Genomic DNA, 15,121 nt, shown 5'->3' with positions numbered 1-15,121 from the left:
TTCCCCCTAGGTGAATTTCTACAGATTTTTGGCGATGAAATAACCTTCTCGGGTGGCATCCATCACGTTTCTTGGTTTATTGGCGTCCCCGATGACAAAGGTGTCCGGCACGATGCCATAGAAGGAATCGATAAGTGCCGGCGTAGTTCTCATACCTGTGGAGAGAATCACAGTATCCGCAGAGATATGCTTGCGTTCTCCGGCTTCCTCATAAATGACCCTATCCGCGGTAATTTCTACAATCTTCACGTTCAACCTGGTATGCAATGTCTCTTGCTTACCCATCGCCTGCCGCAAGCCAACGCGATAAAGGATATTCCCGTTCTTGGCCAGCAGATCTCCCGCCTCCATGATGGTAACCTGCTTTCCATGCCGGGCCAGTTCAATACCAAGCTCGCAGCCCGTGGAGCCGCCGCCAACCAACACGACCTCGTTCCCCACTTCATCCATACGAGTGTAGACTTCCAACGCACCCATCACATGGCTTTGCTCCACACCCTTGATCGGAGGTGTGAACGGAACCGCACCCGTAGCCACAATTATGGCATCCGGTGACAGTTGCTTCATCTGCTCCGGCGTTGCTTCTACACCCAGCTTCACCGTAACTCCGGATTTACCAATCTGGGTAATCAAGTAGTTCATATAGTTGTACAAATCAATCTTTAGCTCTTCATATGCCGAGTAACGCAAGGCCCCACCCAGGGATTCGTGCTTCTCCAGCAATGTAACTTCATGGCCCCGCTCATCAGCAACCAAAGCAGCCTTCATCCCTGCCGGGCCACCTCCGACAATAACAACCTTCTTGCTTTGCTTCGCCTTCGGCAACTCCAGAGGAACCATATCGTAGCGCGTATATCGCGGGTTGACCGAGCAGCCCACATTTTTGCGTTCCGTAGATATATGGTAGCAGTATTGGCAACGGAGGCAAGGGACGATATCTTCATCCCGACCTTCCTTGGCCTTCTGCGGCCAGAACGGATCTGCGATCAGTGGACGCCCCAAAGCTACAAAATCAGCCTTGCCTTCGGCAATAATTGATTCGGCTTCCGCCGGACTCATGATGGCTCCTACCACGGACACAGGAATCTTGACGTTACGCTTCACCTCGGCAGCCCACTCGACGTTTGGCATATGCTCCTTAAAAATCGTCGGAGCCATATGCACGTTGCCCTCATAGTTAATATCGAGCCCCGCCGAAATATGCACCATATCCAGCTTGTCCTCAACGATCTTGATAAACTCCAGCACGTCTTCAAACTCGATAGATCCATCCACGATTTCAGAGGCACTGATTCTCATGTCCACGATAAAATCATGACCAACCGCTTCCCGTACACGGTCAATGATCATTTTCGGGAACTTAATCCGGTTCTCAAAGGAACCTCCATATTCATCAGTCCGCTTGTTAAATAGCGGTGACAGGAATTCAGCAGGGAGCCAGCCATGGGCGAAATGCAGCATAACCAGATCAAATCCGGTTTCCTTGGCCCGCTTGGCCGTCTCTGCCCAGTCGTTAGCGACCTCTTCCATCATTTGCTCGTCCATCGCTTTGACGATGGTGCCGTCCGCTCGAACAAGGTCCACAGGACCGATGGCATAATCATCAACACGAGCATATTGGCCCGAATGAATCAGTTCCAGTGAGGCCTTGGCTCCCGCCTGATGAGCGACAATTACACGATTTCTCGTTGCTTCAATCTGATATTTATCGAAGGCATAGGGCTCGTCCGGACGAGAATAGCTGGCTCTCTTGCGGCTGACGTTAACACTCCCCGTGATGATGACCCCGGCTCCACCAATAGCCTTATCATGATAAGGCCCCGCAGGCGTCGCGATAATCCGGTTATTAAACACTGTATTTTTAATACGAATCGGCTTGAATAGATTCGGAAATTTCATCCCTATCACTCCTCTGTCTGCTCTTCTTGAGGTTCATCCAGCATCTCGCCGTTTGATGCAATCACTTGTTTGTACCAACCAAATGATTTTTTGCGCTCCCGATTTAACGTGCCTTTGCCATGATCATCACGATCCACGTAGATTAGCCCGTAGCGCTTCTTCATTTCTCCGGTCGAGGCGCTGACCAAGTCGATGCAGCCCCAGACGGTGTACCCCATAACCTCGACTCCGTCCAGAACAACCGCGTCTATCATATGAGTAATATGTTTTTTCAAATAATCAATTCGGTAATCATCCTGAACCATTTCGCCTTCACGCTTCTCATCTACGGCACCCAGCCCGTTCTCAACAACGAAGATTGGCAACTGGTAACGGTCGTACAAATAATTCAAAGCTATTCGCAGCCCCAAGCCGTCAATCTGCCAATCCCAGGCACTCTTCTCCAGGTACGGATTAGCAATGCCATCCAGCATATTGCCCTTGACCCGGATCTTCCGGTCAGGGTTGGCACTGGTGACCAGGGACATATAATAGCTGATGCCTATATAATCAACGGTACCGCGCAATAAGTCCTGCTTATCTTCTGATGTGATATCCAGCGAGATCTGACGTCGTTCCAGAAATTTGATGGCTTTCGGAGAATAGTATCCCCGGACCTGGACATCGGAGAAATAATAATGAAGATCCATATTGTGCATATTTTCCAGGTTGTCTTCCGGGGAACAGGTCTCTGCATAGGATAACGGATATAGCATCATCATGCCGATTTTGAAGTCAGGGTTGATCTGACGACCCAACTGGACAGCTCTTGCGCTGGCAACCATCTGGTAGTGTGCCGCTTGATACATCATTTGCTCGGGATGCTCCGCCTGCTCGATGCTAATACCCGCTGCAATGACGGGATTTAGAGTAATGACATTAATCTCGTTGAAGGTCATCCAGTATTTCACTTTCGTACGATACCTCTGGAACAGAACTTCACACAAACGAACATAAAAATCAATCATTTGGCGATGGGTCCACGAACCATATTTCTCTACTAAATATAACGGGGTCTCATAATGGGAAATCGTCACAACCGGCTCGATGCCATATTTCAAGCATTCATCAAACAGGCGGTCATAGAAGGCCAACCCTTCCTCATTAGGCTCTGTTTCATCGCCTTGCGGGAATATTCTCGTCCAGTGAATGCTGGTGCGGAAGCATTTGAAGCCCATTTCAGCAAATAAAGCCACATCCTCAGGATAACGATGATAAAAATCTATGGCCTCGTGATTCGGATAATACACCTCTTCCAGAATGCCGTCCGTATATACTCTCTTCTGCCCGTGCTTGCCAGCAGCAGCGACATCTGCGGTGCTTATTCCCTTACCTCCTACATTCCATGCTCCTTCGGATTGATTGGCCGATATGGCCCCTCCCCATAAGAAATCATCAGGCAACTTCCCAGTTGACATACGGTTCCTCTCCTTACTCTCTACTTTTCACCGAATTTCTTTCTATAATTTCCGAATGGAAAATAGCCCCTTGCTGCAATTTCTGCACCAGGTCGGCCTTGGCCTTGTTCCCTTCCATCATAGCGATTAAGGATTTGGCCACTCTGCGCATAATTTGCTGTTGGTGCAGGTCCACCGTCGTAATCGGTGGGGTAACCATGCGAGAAATCGGATAATTGTTGTAGCCTACGATTGATACGTCGTCCGGAACAGAAATCCCCTTCTCCAGCAGCTTCTGCAAACCTCCAACAGCCAGATCATCCGTAGCGTAAAATATTCCATCCACCCGCCCGCAAGCAATCTGTTCCACCATACTCTCGGTAATCCCGTAGCCATGGTCATAATCGCTGCCGCGCGCTTCAAATATAAGCTCCTTGTCCAGTTCCAGTTGATATCTCTTCAAAGCTCTCAAGTACCCTTTATACCGATAGTTCGATCCAATCGACGTCCTGCTTCCTCGCACGAAGGCAATCTTGCGATGTCCCTTGGCAATCAGATACTCGGTAATATCCTCCCCGACGCGCTTGTAATCGAGGGGAACGTTGATAACATATTCATTCGTAATCAGCTTCGCTGCCCGGCCGAGTACAAAGACCGGCATATTTTTATTGGCGTACAGATTAATAAATTCCTCAGAGATAAATTTGGACATGCAGATGACTGCGTCCGCCCGATTTTCTGAAATAAACCGTTCAGCCGTTCCTTTATGCTTGTCATTGGCCGTAATAATCACCAAATCGATATGCTTCACAATCAATTCCTGCTGGATAACCTGCAATGAATCCGTAAAATAGGACCGGGTCGGATTATCGGTAATCAGCAGGACAATGTTGGTCTTCTGCCGCTGCAAATCAATCGCGGAGCCATTCTTGATATAATTAAGCTGCTTGGCAGCTTCTCTCACCTTAGTCTTGGTCTTCTCGCCAATTTCCGGACTGTCGTTCAAAGCCATGGAAACCGCCGAAACTGAAATATCGAGCAATTTTGCAATATCTTTAATCGTTGCCATGTTGTCTCACACCTCGCGCCTATTGTTCCGTTTTTCTTTATATTATAGAGTACGCCCAAGGGATTTGCAGTTTCGGTTGCTCTATGGCTTCTAACTGAGCTGGAAGCTGATGCTACTAAGACTTCTGCTTCTTGAACTGAATGTTTTGCTTGCTTAATAGAATCGTGGTAAAGAACGACACCGCCAGGGTTGCGCCCACCGCGATAAAATAAGTCGTTGCTGTTGGTGAAGACAGGAAGGCCGGCAGGCCGAACAGCCCCGTGAACGCAAAGTTCGTGATATAGGACTTGGTCACGCCGCAGATGATACCGCCAACCAGACCACCTAACGTGAGCGAAATGAAGTATTTCTTGTTCTTCATGACAACCCCGTACAATCCCGGTTCAGTCACCCCCGACAAGAAGTTGACGAAGGCGGAGGAACTGGCAATTGTCTTTTCCTCCTTGCTCTTGGAGATCACCATAACGGCTAGACACACCCCGAGCAGCGCATAATTCCCCATTCCGCCCGAACCCAGGCTGTACTCCATACCGTGTTCAGCCAGATAGGACAGTTGCAGAGGCAACACCACCCAGTGAATGCCCAGCATGATGACGTAAACGAACAGAGCACCAAATATGGCGTTAAAAATAATAACGTTAGAGTTCAGGAAGAATTCGTACCCATCAGCCACCAGATTGGCTAGCAACCCGCCAACAGGGCCAAATACCATCAGAGTCAAGGGAACCATGATCAGCATGGACAAGAGCGGCACAAAGATAAATTGCAGCATCTTGGGCAGAAATTTTCTTAGCAGCTTATCCAGATGGGAGTAAGCCCAGATCGCCAAAATGATCGGAATTACCGTACTGGAAAAGTTCATCGCCGTAAACGGAATGCCCAGGAAGTCGATCACATTCCCCGTTGTCGTGATGCCCGTAATGTTTGGCTCCATTAATGCCGCGCCAATCGCTGCCCCGATGTAAGGGTTAGCTCCAAACTTCTGAGCCGCTGTGAAGGCAAGCAAGATCGGGAAGAAATAAATGAGGGCATTACCCGTACCAGCCAATATCAAATAGGTATTGCTGGTAGCCGGAAGGACACCTGACTGCGCCAGAATATCAATAAGCCCTTTGATAATTCCCGATGTCGCCAGGATAGGAATGTACGGCGTAAAGATGGCGGAAATCGTCGCCAGCAGCTTATCAAACCAGGACTTCTTACTACCCTTGGTATTAGCCTCAGAGCTGGCCGAGTTAACCGCGGCTCCTTCCACCACCGTACCACTCTGCAATTGCTGCATGATTTCAGCGTGCATCTCATTGACCATCGGCCCGATAATGACCATGGTTTGCCCTTGGGCATCCATCACTCCCAGCACCTTCGGCAGGGCTTTGAGTGCCTCGCGGTCCGCCTTGGAACTGTCATGTAATTCAAAGCGCAGCCTTGTCGCACAATGAACCAAGCTGGAAATATTTTGGCTTCCTCCGACGAATTGGATGATACTTGTTGCCGTTTCTTTGTTACTCATTTACGTCACCCCAGTAACTTTATCATGTACTAAAATCCGTTTACTGAAACGTTACAGTAAAAGTTCAAAAAAATATTTTGAACAAACTGAAACGTTTCAGTAATGCTCAAAAAAATAAATCCCTGCAGGTATGTGCCTAGTATAAGTGACAAAATTCGACTTGTCAATAAACCGTTTTCAAAAAATAATGACAGCCTTTTGACAATCCTTGTCCGGTGATCCTCAACAAAATAAGGCATCATCGGCGGCTGAACTTCTCCCAGCTTATAGCCAGCCGATGATACCTCAGGTCATTATCGTTCCACATGCCCTTTCCCGGACAACAGTTGCTCAATCTCCACCGCACTTGGCAGGCCTTCCCAATCGCCCACAGCTTGAATCACTTGCGAGCCAATGAGATTACCAAGACGAACAGCTTCCTCCATGCTATAGCCGCGGACTACACCGGCCAGAAATCCGGCGCAAAAGCCGTCTCCTGCCCCCACCGTATCAATGACCTGGTCAACCTTGAAATAAGGTACTGAGGTCAATTTATCCTTCTCCAGAACATAGGTGCAATCCTCGCCACCCTTGATAATGCTGATTCCTGGAAGCTTCTTCAGCTTGTCTGTAATAGACTCCATGGAATCGGTCTGATACAGCAGCTTCAGTTCATCCAATCCCGGCAGGAAATAATCGGCTTGCTCCGCAAGCGGCAGGAGCACCTTCCGTGCCTCCTCCAAGCTCCACAGCTTGAGGCGCAGATTAGGGTCAAAGCTAACCTTAACTCCATTTTGCTTGGCCATCGCGACCGCCGCATGGGCCGTTTCAATACAAGAAGCGCTTAGCGCCGGCGTAATCCCCGTCAGATGCAGCACCTTGGCGCTAGCGATATACGCTTCATCCAGATGCTCCGGCCGCATGAAGCTGGCCGCAGACAGCTTGCGGTAATAGTAAACCGAGCTTTTACCTGCCACATTCTCGCGAACCATCAAGCCCGTAGGTGCTTCATCCGTTAATTCTGCCCGGGATACGTCAACCCCCTCACCACGGATCGCCTTAATAATACGGCGCCCGAAGGCATCATTTCCCAAGCGGCCGCACCACCCGGAAGCCTGTCCTAGACGCGCCAGCCCAATCGCTACATTGGATTCCGCTCCGCCAAAGGAAGGGGATAGATTACTGGCATATTCCAGCCCTTTGCCCCCTTCTGCAATCAGCAACGCCATGCTTTCCCCAAAGGTTACAACATCAAGAGTTCCCTTGTCCTGCTGTTTACTCCCACTCATCGTTTCAAATTCACCTTCCTCTAATCTTCGGTACATGAGCAATTCATATACTAATCGTGTATATATGTATTTCTCTGAACCGCTTACATTTCCCTTTTTTCGCAATGAAATAAATCGTCAGAATAAGGGCTAATGATCGTCCTCAACATCTCTTCCATTTTGGTATAATCGCATAAAAAAGAAGCAGCGCTTGCTTCAATCATTTGCTTGCTTGTCACTTGAGATATATCCAAACTGTAGCCTGCCTGTTCCGCCAGATAATCAATGAACAGCCTTTGTACTCTCCCATTTCCCTCCCGGAAGGGATGAAGGGCGTTGATTTCACCAAGATAATAGGCCAGCCTGAGGACTGCCTTATCTATAGAGGTCCCTCTCAAATAATTATCATTTTTTAGCTGCATGAACAAAGAATCTGCATTCGAAGAGATAAATGAGTAATTACAGAACATATTCCCCTTGGCGATATTAACCCGTCTGATCTCCCCCGCCCACTCATAAATGTCCCCGAAAATGTACTTGTGAATCGCTCTTAAATGATTCAGATCAAACTGGCCAGGGATGACCTTCAATTTCGCGTGGGCCATTCTCAAAGACGTGATTTCCCGCTCAGCAATGTGAAGCTTGTGCGCATCAGTAATACCCAATTTGTTAATCAGAACATTCGACTGAGGATAACAGTAACTCTGATCCCACTCGCTGCTCATGAGGATGCTTCCTTAGAAGAAGTATGCTTCTTGACGAGTTCTGCTATCGCTTCCTCAACCTTCGCATCATTCCCGGCATAATGCCTGATTCTTTCTTTATCACTTTCCGCAAGTGGCATTCCTTCTATCGACATAGAACCGTTAACCTGCTCAATCAACTTCTCTAGGTTTCTCAAATAAAGCACCACCTTTTGTTCCTATTATATCATGCTAAGTTGTGCCTTGATAAATTACGCCAATGCCCGGTCTTCCTTATAACAAACAGCGATAGGCCGCAACCTATCGCTGTTTGCTTCACTTCAACCAGAGTAACTACTCGGTAAAAATCATATTTCAAGAATAGACGGCATGATGTGAGGGGTGCGACCAACTTCTTTAATGAAATAGCGGCGCAGCACCTGCCGGGTGGCCCGCAACCAGACGGTCCGGTCATAGGAATCCTTCTGGGTGCCCAAGCGATTGAGATTCCGCTTCAGCATCGATTCAGCCCGTCGTAATAACGGTCTGGCATCCTGCATGTACACGAAGCCACGTGTGACGATATCCGGTCCCGCCATAATTTGCCGCGTCTTGCGATCAACGGTCATAACCACGATGACGATCCCTTCCTGTGCCAGCTCCATCCGTTCGAGGACCAGCTCATCTTCATTGGAGCGCATTTCTCCATTGCTGATTAATACTTCTCCGGACGGAATTGTTTTGCCCCGTTTGGCTCGATTACGATACACCGATAAGCTATCTCCGATGTTCATAACGAAGATGCGATCATCAGGAATACCAGTCTGTAAGGCCAGGTTGCGATGGCTCAACAACATGCGGTACTCACCATGAATCGGAATGAAATACTTCGGACGGATAAAGCTGAGCATCAGCTTCAAATCTTCACGGCAGCCATGGCCGGAAGTATGAATGTCGAATACCGAGCCATAAATGACGTTGGCTCCGGCCCGGAGCAGCAAATCGATGCTACGATTGATATTTTGCCCGTTGCCTGGAATTGGCGACGAGGAATAAATCACCGTATCCCCAGGATACACCTGTACATTACGATGCGCCCCCGAGGCGATCCGGCTAAGAGCTGCATTCGGTTCACCTTGGCTACCGGTGCAGACAATCAGCACTTGATGGTCAGGATAACGATCAATATGCTTCACGTCAATAAGCATCCCCTCAGGCAAACGGATATAGCCTAATTCCTGACCGATGTTGAATACCTTCTCCATACTGCGTCCAATGACGGCGATTTTCCGTTTGCATAGGGCTGCCGCTTCCACAACCTGCTGCAAGCGGTGTACATTCGAAGCAAAGGTCGCGAACAATATCCGACCATCGCAATCCTGGAACTGCTTTAGGATGGCATCGCCAACCCGCCGCTCCGAAGGGGTGAACCCTTCCTTCTCGCTATTCGTACTGTCCGCCAGCAACGCCAGCACGCCTTCCCCGCCAACACTAGCCATTTTGAACAGATTGGCTGGGCGGTCTTCGGGTGTAAAGTCAAACTTGAAGTCCCCGGTATGTACTACCGAGCCGTAAGGCGTATCCACCACGATACCGAAGGCATCGGGAATGCTGTGTGTCGTGCGGAAGAAGTGAACCGCCAGATGCTTGAACGCATAGCGATCTTCCTCTTGATAAACATGCAGTTCAGCCTGCCCAAGCAAACGATGCTCCTCCAGCTTGGCCTTCACCAATCCAATCGTGAGCGGCCCGCCATAAATAGGCAGTTGTAGCTGACGCAGCACATAAGGAATAGCACCGATATGGTCCTCATGTCCATGGGTCAGGAACAACCCCTTCATTTTGTGCTTGTTTTCAATCAGATAACTGATATCAGGCACAATACAATCAATCCCCGTCAGACGGGAATCCGGAAATTTCAGCCCGGCATCAATGAGAATAATTTCATCCCTATACTCAATACCATACATGTTCTTGCCGATCTCCCCGATGCCCCCAAGCGAATAAATTCGCACGGGTGGTGGAGAAGATTTAGGCCGACGATGACTTTTGACTGGTTTAACTGGTTTGCTAGCTGCTTCATTCATTAGGTTGTTAATCCTCTCTGACAATTACTGAAAAATCCCGCTGCTACCTACGACCTCAAGCCAGCGCTTAGCGACCAGATCATGACCCGCTGCCGTGGGATGAACCCCATCCCATAACCAGTACGCAGGGTCTGCAACCTTTGCCGCTTGATCGAATGCATCCTGTAATGGGACATGCACCGCACCAAACTGCTCGGCCAGACGCAATACAATCGCTTGATAGCGAGATACGAGCCCCATCCACTCCTCCCACTTTTCCGCAGGAGCACCTGTGTTTAGTATAAAGGGTTCACATAAGATCAACTTCGTCTCCGGCAGGACTTCCCGCGTCTCCTCGAGCAAATGCAGATAGGCGCGTTCAAAACGATCCGTTGCTCCGCTAGGCTCGCCATTCATCTGCCGCCAGGCATCGTTCACGCCGATAAGAAGACTGATTACATCCGGCTTGAGACTGATGGCATCCTCATTCCAACGAGCATACAAATCCGAGGCACGATCCCCGCTTACCCCGCGATTAATAAAGTTAGGGCGCAAATGGGCATATTCATGTCCCAACTTGGCAGCAATAATATAAGCATAGCTGTGTCCCAAAATATGATTCAGATCGCTGCCGCGATCCCGGTTACCATCCGTAATAGAATCCCCTTGAAATAACAACGTCATCGACTTATTCATCTCGCCGCACTCGCTTTCCCCATGAATTCATTTATTTTACCGCCACAAAAAATATCCGGGCCGCTTCATCCATGGCCTCAACCCACTCGAAATCTGCGTAGCAGGTAATTTGGCTGAATCCACAACGCCTAAGCTCTTCCTTCATCCAGAGTGGATCGTATGCCCGCTGAGTATGCGTCTCTTCAAAGCGACGGTATAACCCTGGCCCCTGTTCTTCCTCGCGTGCGAAGATCGTCAGGTGATGTTCAATCTCGTTAAGACGAGCATCTCGCTCACAAGTCCAGATATAAGCCACGCCGGATTCATCCCATATGAACGGCTGCTCTTCCTCATATCGGGCCAGGGTATTTGGATGATGTACATCAAACAAGAACGTACCACCTGGCTTCAGGTTCTCATAGGTGCGGCGAAAGGTTCGCACGATCTCGTCCTCTTTCAACAAGTAATTCAAGCAATCGCAAAAAGAAATTACGGCATCCACCGGCTCCGGCACGGCCCAATCTGTCATGTCCTGCTGAACCCAGCGCACGCTTCCCTCACGCAGCAATCTGGTTCCCTGGGGAGTTGCATCCATCTTGCGCCGGGCCACTGACAGCATGTCCGAGGACAAATCGATACCTGTCACCTCAAACCCTGCGTTCACGAGTGGAATGGTAATACTCCCTGTTCCGCAGCCCAAATCAACAACGGTTCGGGGCATCCCGTGGCGTTCCCAAGCTGTCCTTGCGAACCGTATCCAATCCGGGTACGGCATATCCTCCATTAACTCATCATACACGTAAGCAAATTTCCGATAGGAAGCCATCGTTGTACTCGTCACCGCTTTCTATAGATGCAAATATTACTCCTCGGTCTGGTTGCCTGCCTGCGGCTCCTGTACCAGATGCGTCCAGTTCTCTCGCTGCACAACCTTGCCTTCCTTCATCAGCTTGCCCAGCGCCCGCTTGAACGCGGCTTTGCTAATGGAGAAGCGCTGCTTGATCAAGTCCGGCGGAGTGTTGTCAGAATACGGCATGCTGCCGCCAGGACGACTTGTCAAATAGGCCATAATCTGCTCTGCATCCTGATCCATACCAATCTCCTTACGCGGCGCCATGGCCAGGTTCACCCGCCCATCCTCACGGATATGGGCAATACGTGCCTGCACCCGTTCACCTAACCTCAACAAGCGATTACGCTCCGACGAATGAATCATACCGATAGCTCCAAAACCAAGCACGCCTCCCTGCACAACGACAAAGGTCCCCATTTGCAGCGGCTTGTACACAATCGCATCCAGCCATTCGTTCTTCCAGGATTCAGGAGCATGGAACGCGTGGGGGGCAAGCTCCTGCTCACCCGCGAGTTTGGCTTTAAGCCGCCCTTGCTTGTCATGCTCCATAATCACATAGACATGGTCTCCAACCCGTGGATGCAATTCCTTCATTTCAGGAAGCTCGCGGATGGGAAGTAACAATTGACGCCCCAGCCCCATCTCCAGGAAGCAGCCAAGCCGCGGATGAACATCGGCTACCTCAAGTAGCGCCAGTTCACCCAGCGTTAGATAAGGGCGCTTCATCGTGGCTGCTATCCGGTCTTCCGTATCATAGAACAGAAATACTTCCACCGTCTCGCCCGGCTTCACCTGGCGGGTTAATTCTGAATAATGCAACAACACATCCTGATCGCCTACACTCAAAAAATATCCGTAGGGAGAAACCTCGCGATCAATTGGCAATTGTACGACGGTTCCTGCGATCAAGCTCATACCGTCTCCACAACTTTGGCGTCTGACCACAGGCGCTCAATATTATAAAATTCGCGTTCGTCGCGGTGGAAGATGTGAACCACAACATCACCCAAGTCCATTAACACCCAGCGAGCCGAATCCATCCCTTCTATACCACGGATATTTACTCCCGCCTCCTGTGCTCTTTTACGAACCTCAGTTGCAATTGCTTGAACCTGGGTATCCGAATTACCGTGACAGATCACGAAGTAATCAGCAATCAGCGAAATCCCTTTCAAATCCAAAGCTACGATGTTCATCGCTTTCTTATCATCCGCAGCCTGAACCGCCAAATTCAACAATTCATGTGAATTTACAGCCATTCACTCAGCCTCCTTAAATTTTGTTCTTTGCTTAATCAAATCATTACGTGCGAGCACAGTAAGGGGGAAAATCGGCTTACCCTTCTCCAGTAAAAAAGAAATCGTCGAATCGAATCCGGCAATCAGCGCGTCCTCCAGACTCTTCTCCGCCAGCTCACGAATATGGTCCACACCGGGGAACTCTCGCCCCGGCTCAATATAATCAGCCAGACAAACGATCTTGTCTAACAAAGTCATCCCGATTCGCCCGGAAGTGTGATAACGTACTGCATCCAGAACTTCGACATCCTGTACCCCATACTCCACACGGGCGATATAAGCGCCTACCTCGGCATGTAGCAATTGCTTATCATGCTCTAACAGTTCCGCATTGAGCCCCTGTTCCCGAGCAATCGCCTCTTGCTTGTCAATCGGCCAAAACTTGGCCAGATCATGCAACAGCGCAGCCAAATCCGCCTTTACGGGATCAGCTCCATACCGCTTCGCCAGGAGAACAGCGCTCTCCATCACGCCTTCCACATGCTTCCACCGTTTGGCGGGCATGCCCGCCGATATGGCAGCTATCAATGCATCACGGTTGTAATCCATACAATCCGCTCCTTGTCATATACTCATACACGGAGTCAGGCACCATATAACGGACCGAGCGTCCTGCCAGTAATCGGCTGCGGATCAGACTGGAAGAAATATCGACCAGTGGCATCTCAGCCAATTGAACTGCCTGCTGAATGAACGGTGGCAACACGTCCAGTTCGAGGAAGCTTCCGGGACGCTGTAACCCGATGAAAGACAGCATCTTGACCAAATCCTCAATCCCCTCCCATTTGGGAAGGTAATTGACCATGTCGGCTCCGATGATAAAATACAGCTCCAGCTCGGGGTACAGTGAGCGGATCTCCCGAATAGTCTCCACGGTATAAGATACGCCACCCCGGCGCAGTTCAATGTCAATTGGCTTGAACCCCGGATGACTTCGTACCGCTGCCTCGACCATCTCCAGACGCTGTTGCCCGCTGACACCAGCCTGATGCTTGTGGGGAGGAATATGCGAGGGCATGAACCAGACCTCTTCCAATTGATACTGCTCCCTTGCGGCTTCAGCCGCGAGCAGATGCCCCAGATGAATGGGATCAAATGCCCCACCCATAATTCCGACCTTTTTCATGTACGGCCCCTCCTATCAGTTCGAGGGCAATACGATTTGCTTATATTCTCGTGATTCCTTGTACAGAATCACCGTACGGCCGATCAATTGCACCAGTTCTGCCCCTGCGCCAGAGGCCAACTCTTCAGCAATCTCCTGGGGAACTTCCAGGTTGTTGTTCAGTATGGACACCTTGATTAACTCTCGACGTTCCAGTGCCTCCGCGATCTGTTTGATCATGTGCTCGTTGGTGCCGCCCTTGCCCACTTGGAAAATAGGCTGTAATTCATGCGCCAAACCGCGCAAATATCGTTTTTGTTTTCCTGTTAACATGTTATGCAAAACTCCTTACCTTCATATAGGTCATTTATTACCTGCTACTGAGACATGCTCTCCATAACCACGGCTCGCATCGCTTCTACAGGAGCAGGCAGACTCGTCCAGTGTTCGAACGCATAAGCACCTTGGTATACAAACATCCCCAGACCCCCATGGACCGTACAGTTTCTAGCTTCGGCCTGCACAAGCAGCTTGGTCTTGAGCGGATTATAAATCAAATCACTAACGACAATCCCGGATGGAATCGCATCCACATCCAGTGGACATTCATCCACATGAGGATACATACCCAGGGTCGTTGTATTAATGACGATGTCGCATTGTTCCAAGAAATTGTTCGCTTCTTCCATCGCACAACCGATCAAATGACCGAGATGCGCCCATTCCGCAGCGAGCTCGCGCGCTTTAGCCTCCGTCCGATTAGCCACAACCACCTGTTCAGGCTGCTCTTGGAGCAGCGCATGAATGATACCGCGAGCCGCGCCACCCGAACCCAACACCAAGATTCGCTTGCCTTGAAGCTCCGGTACGGCTTCTTCTTTCAAAGAACGCACATATCCAATCCCGTCGGTATTGTAGCCCGTCAGGATACCGCCGTCATTCACAATGGTATTAACAGCACCGATCAGCTTGGCGCCTTCGTCGATATGATCCAGGTAATTCATAACTTCCAGCTTATGTGGCACGGTCACATTGATCCCGCGGAACCCGAGTGCCCGAATGCCCCCAATAGCTTCACCCAACCGCTCCGCCTTGACGTGAAACGGCAGATACGCACCAGTCAGACCACAGGATTGCAGCGCTGCCCTATGCATAATCGGTGATTTGGAGTGGACAATCGGATCACCCAGGACTCCAAGGAGCAGCGGCAGCTTGTCTTGCCCGACTTCCTGCCCGTCATGCAGCTTGAGCTTGGTATGAGTTGCTTGCTTCTCCATGTT

At 49.9% G+C, this 15,121-nt stretch carries 16 protein-coding genes; all 16 read right to left on the bottom strand.

What is annotated here, in order from left to right; translation table 11 throughout:
* Positions 1–18 precede the first annotated feature (18 nt).
* The 16 genes from AC1VOR_RS07320 to aroE all read right to left on the bottom strand — a co-directional run bounded on the left by AC1VOR_RS07320 (position 19) and on the right by aroE (position 15,118).
* Positions 19–1,899: an oxidoreductase gene (locus tag AC1VOR_RS07320; RefSeq protein WP_482616876.1), complete on the bottom strand. Its 1,881-nt coding sequence runs from the start codon at positions 1,897–1,899 to the stop codon at positions 19–21.
* A 5-nt stretch (positions 1,900–1,904) separates the two neighbouring features.
* Positions 1,905–3,356, bottom strand: coding sequence for a 6-phospho-beta-glucosidase (locus AC1VOR_RS07315; protein WP_482616875.1), 1,452 nt, complete (start codon positions 3,354–3,356; stop codon positions 1,905–1,907).
* Between the two features lie 13 nt (positions 3,357–3,369).
* Positions 3,370–4,404 carry a LacI family DNA-binding transcriptional regulator gene (locus tag AC1VOR_RS07310; RefSeq protein WP_482616874.1) on the bottom strand — a complete coding sequence of 345 codons (1,035 nt, stop codon included), beginning with the start codon at positions 4,402–4,404 and terminating at the stop codon, positions 3,370–3,372.
* Between the two features lie 115 nt (positions 4,405–4,519).
* Positions 4,520–5,914, bottom strand: a complete 1,395-nt coding sequence (locus tag AC1VOR_RS07305) for a PTS transporter subunit EIIC (RefSeq protein ID WP_482616872.1) — start codon at positions 5,912–5,914, stop codon at positions 4,520–4,522.
* 293 nt (positions 5,915–6,207) lie between these two features.
* Positions 6,208–7,182, bottom strand: coding sequence for a sugar kinase (locus tag AC1VOR_RS07300; protein ID WP_482616870.1), 975 nt, complete (start codon positions 7,180–7,182; stop codon positions 6,208–6,210).
* A gap of 83 nt (positions 7,183–7,265) precedes the next feature.
* Positions 7,266–7,886: a Fic/DOC family protein gene (locus tag AC1VOR_RS07295; protein WP_482616868.1), complete on the bottom strand. Its 621-nt coding sequence runs from the start codon at positions 7,884–7,886 to the stop codon at positions 7,266–7,268.
* Positions 7,883–8,062 carry a hypothetical protein gene (locus AC1VOR_RS07290; RefSeq protein WP_482616866.1) on the bottom strand — a complete coding sequence of 60 codons (180 nt, stop codon included), beginning with the start codon at positions 8,060–8,062 and terminating at the stop codon, positions 7,883–7,885. The genes AC1VOR_RS07295 and AC1VOR_RS07290 overlap by 4 nt, the downstream gene beginning before the upstream one ends.
* A gap of 150 nt (positions 8,063–8,212) precedes the next feature.
* Complete coding sequence (gene rnjA / locus AC1VOR_RS07285; protein ID WP_482616864.1) at positions 8,213–9,931, bottom strand: ribonuclease J1; 1,719 nt, start codon at positions 9,929–9,931, stop codon at positions 8,213–8,215.
* Positions 9,932–9,955: 24 nt separating this feature from the next.
* Positions 9,956–10,606, bottom strand: coding sequence for an SGNH/GDSL hydrolase family protein (locus tag AC1VOR_RS07280; RefSeq protein WP_482616861.1), 651 nt, complete (start codon positions 10,604–10,606; stop codon positions 9,956–9,958).
* Between the two features lie 31 nt (positions 10,607–10,637).
* Complete coding sequence (locus AC1VOR_RS07275; RefSeq protein ID WP_482616859.1) at positions 10,638–11,411, bottom strand: class I SAM-dependent DNA methyltransferase; 774 nt, start codon at positions 11,409–11,411, stop codon at positions 10,638–10,640.
* A 36-nt stretch (positions 11,412–11,447) separates the two neighbouring features.
* Entirely contained in the window at positions 11,448–12,353 is a 906-nt protein-coding gene (locus tag AC1VOR_RS07270) for a CvfB family protein (protein WP_482616857.1), read from the bottom strand.
* Positions 12,350–12,697 carry a ribosome silencing factor gene (gene rsfS / locus AC1VOR_RS07265; RefSeq protein WP_482616855.1) on the bottom strand — a complete coding sequence of 116 codons (348 nt, stop codon included), beginning with the start codon at positions 12,695–12,697 and terminating at the stop codon, positions 12,350–12,352. The genes AC1VOR_RS07270 and rsfS overlap by 4 nt, the downstream gene beginning before the upstream one ends.
* Positions 12,698–13,285, bottom strand: a complete 588-nt coding sequence (gene yqeK / locus AC1VOR_RS07260) for a bis(5'-nucleosyl)-tetraphosphatase (symmetrical) YqeK (RefSeq protein ID WP_482616854.1) — start codon at positions 13,283–13,285, stop codon at positions 12,698–12,700. It lies immediately after the preceding gene.
* Positions 13,269–13,862 carry a nicotinate-nucleotide adenylyltransferase gene (locus AC1VOR_RS07255; RefSeq protein WP_482616853.1) on the bottom strand — a complete coding sequence of 198 codons (594 nt, stop codon included), beginning with the start codon at positions 13,860–13,862 and terminating at the stop codon, positions 13,269–13,271. The genes yqeK and AC1VOR_RS07255 overlap by 17 nt, the downstream gene beginning before the upstream one ends.
* Before the next feature lie 15 nt (positions 13,863–13,877).
* The gene (gene yhbY, locus AC1VOR_RS07250) at positions 13,878–14,174 is read right to left on the bottom strand and encodes a ribosome assembly RNA-binding protein YhbY (RefSeq protein ID WP_059052042.1); all 297 of its coding nucleotides are present in this window, start codon (positions 14,172–14,174) and stop codon (positions 13,878–13,880) included.
* 44 nt (positions 14,175–14,218) lie between these two features.
* Positions 14,219–15,118, bottom strand: a complete 900-nt coding sequence (gene aroE, locus AC1VOR_RS07245; RefSeq protein ID WP_482616851.1) for a shikimate dehydrogenase — start codon at positions 15,116–15,118, stop codon at positions 14,219–14,221.
* Positions 15,119–15,121 lie beyond the last annotated feature (3 nt).

The organism is Paenibacillus sp. 1SOY10 (genome assembly GCF_056836745.1).
Note: the sequence above shows the minus strand (reverse complement) of the source record. Positions and strands in the feature narration are given on the sequence as shown.

What these genes read in the sequence shown, in the direction of transcription:
- AC1VOR_RS07320 (WP_482616876.1), bottom strand. Translation starts at nt 1,899, where the DNA reads ATGAAATTTCCGAATCTATTCAAGCCGATTCGTATTAAAAATACAGTG.
- AC1VOR_RS07315 (WP_482616875.1), bottom strand. Translation starts at nt 3,356, where the DNA reads ATGTCAACTGGGAAGTTGCCTGATGATTTCTTATGGGGAGGGGCCATA.
- AC1VOR_RS07310 (WP_482616874.1), bottom strand. Translation starts at nt 4,404, where the DNA reads ATGGCAACGATTAAAGATATTGCAAAATTGCTCGATATTTCAGTTTCG.
- AC1VOR_RS07305 (WP_482616872.1), bottom strand. Translation starts at nt 5,914, where the DNA reads ATGAGTAACAAAGAAACGGCAACAAGTATCATCCAATTCGTCGGAGGA.
- AC1VOR_RS07300 (WP_482616870.1), bottom strand. Translation starts at nt 7,182, where the DNA reads ATGAGTGGGAGTAAACAGCAGGACAAGGGAACTCTTGATGTTGTAACC.
- AC1VOR_RS07295 (WP_482616868.1), bottom strand. Translation starts at nt 7,886, where the DNA reads ATGAGCAGCGAGTGGGATCAGAGTTACTGTTATCCTCAGTCGAATGTT.
- rnjA (WP_482616864.1), bottom strand. Translation starts at nt 9,931, where the DNA reads ATGAATGAAGCAGCTAGCAAACCAGTTAAACCAGTCAAAAGTCATCGT.
- AC1VOR_RS07280 (WP_482616861.1), bottom strand. Translation starts at nt 10,606, where the DNA reads ATGAATAAGTCGATGACGTTGTTATTTCAAGGGGATTCTATTACGGAT.
- AC1VOR_RS07275 (WP_482616859.1), bottom strand. Translation starts at nt 11,411, where the DNA reads ATGGCTTCCTATCGGAAATTTGCTTACGTGTATGATGAGTTAATGGAG.
- AC1VOR_RS07270 (WP_482616857.1), bottom strand. Translation starts at nt 12,353, where the DNA reads ATGAGCTTGATCGCAGGAACCGTCGTACAATTGCCAATTGATCGCGAG.
- rsfS (WP_482616855.1), bottom strand. Translation starts at nt 12,697, where the DNA reads ATGGCTGTAAATTCACATGAATTGTTGAATTTGGCGGTTCAGGCTGCG.
- yqeK (WP_482616854.1), bottom strand. Translation starts at nt 13,285, where the DNA reads ATGGATTACAACCGTGATGCATTGATAGCTGCCATATCGGCGGGCATG.
- AC1VOR_RS07255 (WP_482616853.1), bottom strand. Translation starts at nt 13,862, where the DNA reads ATGAAAAAGGTCGGAATTATGGGTGGGGCATTTGATCCCATTCATCTG.
- yhbY (WP_059052042.1), bottom strand. Translation starts at nt 14,174, where the DNA reads ATGTTAACAGGAAAACAAAAACGATATTTGCGCGGTTTGGCGCATGAA.
- aroE (WP_482616851.1), bottom strand. Translation starts at nt 15,118, where the DNA reads ATGGAGAAGCAAGCAACTCATACCAAGCTCAAGCTGCATGACGGGCAG.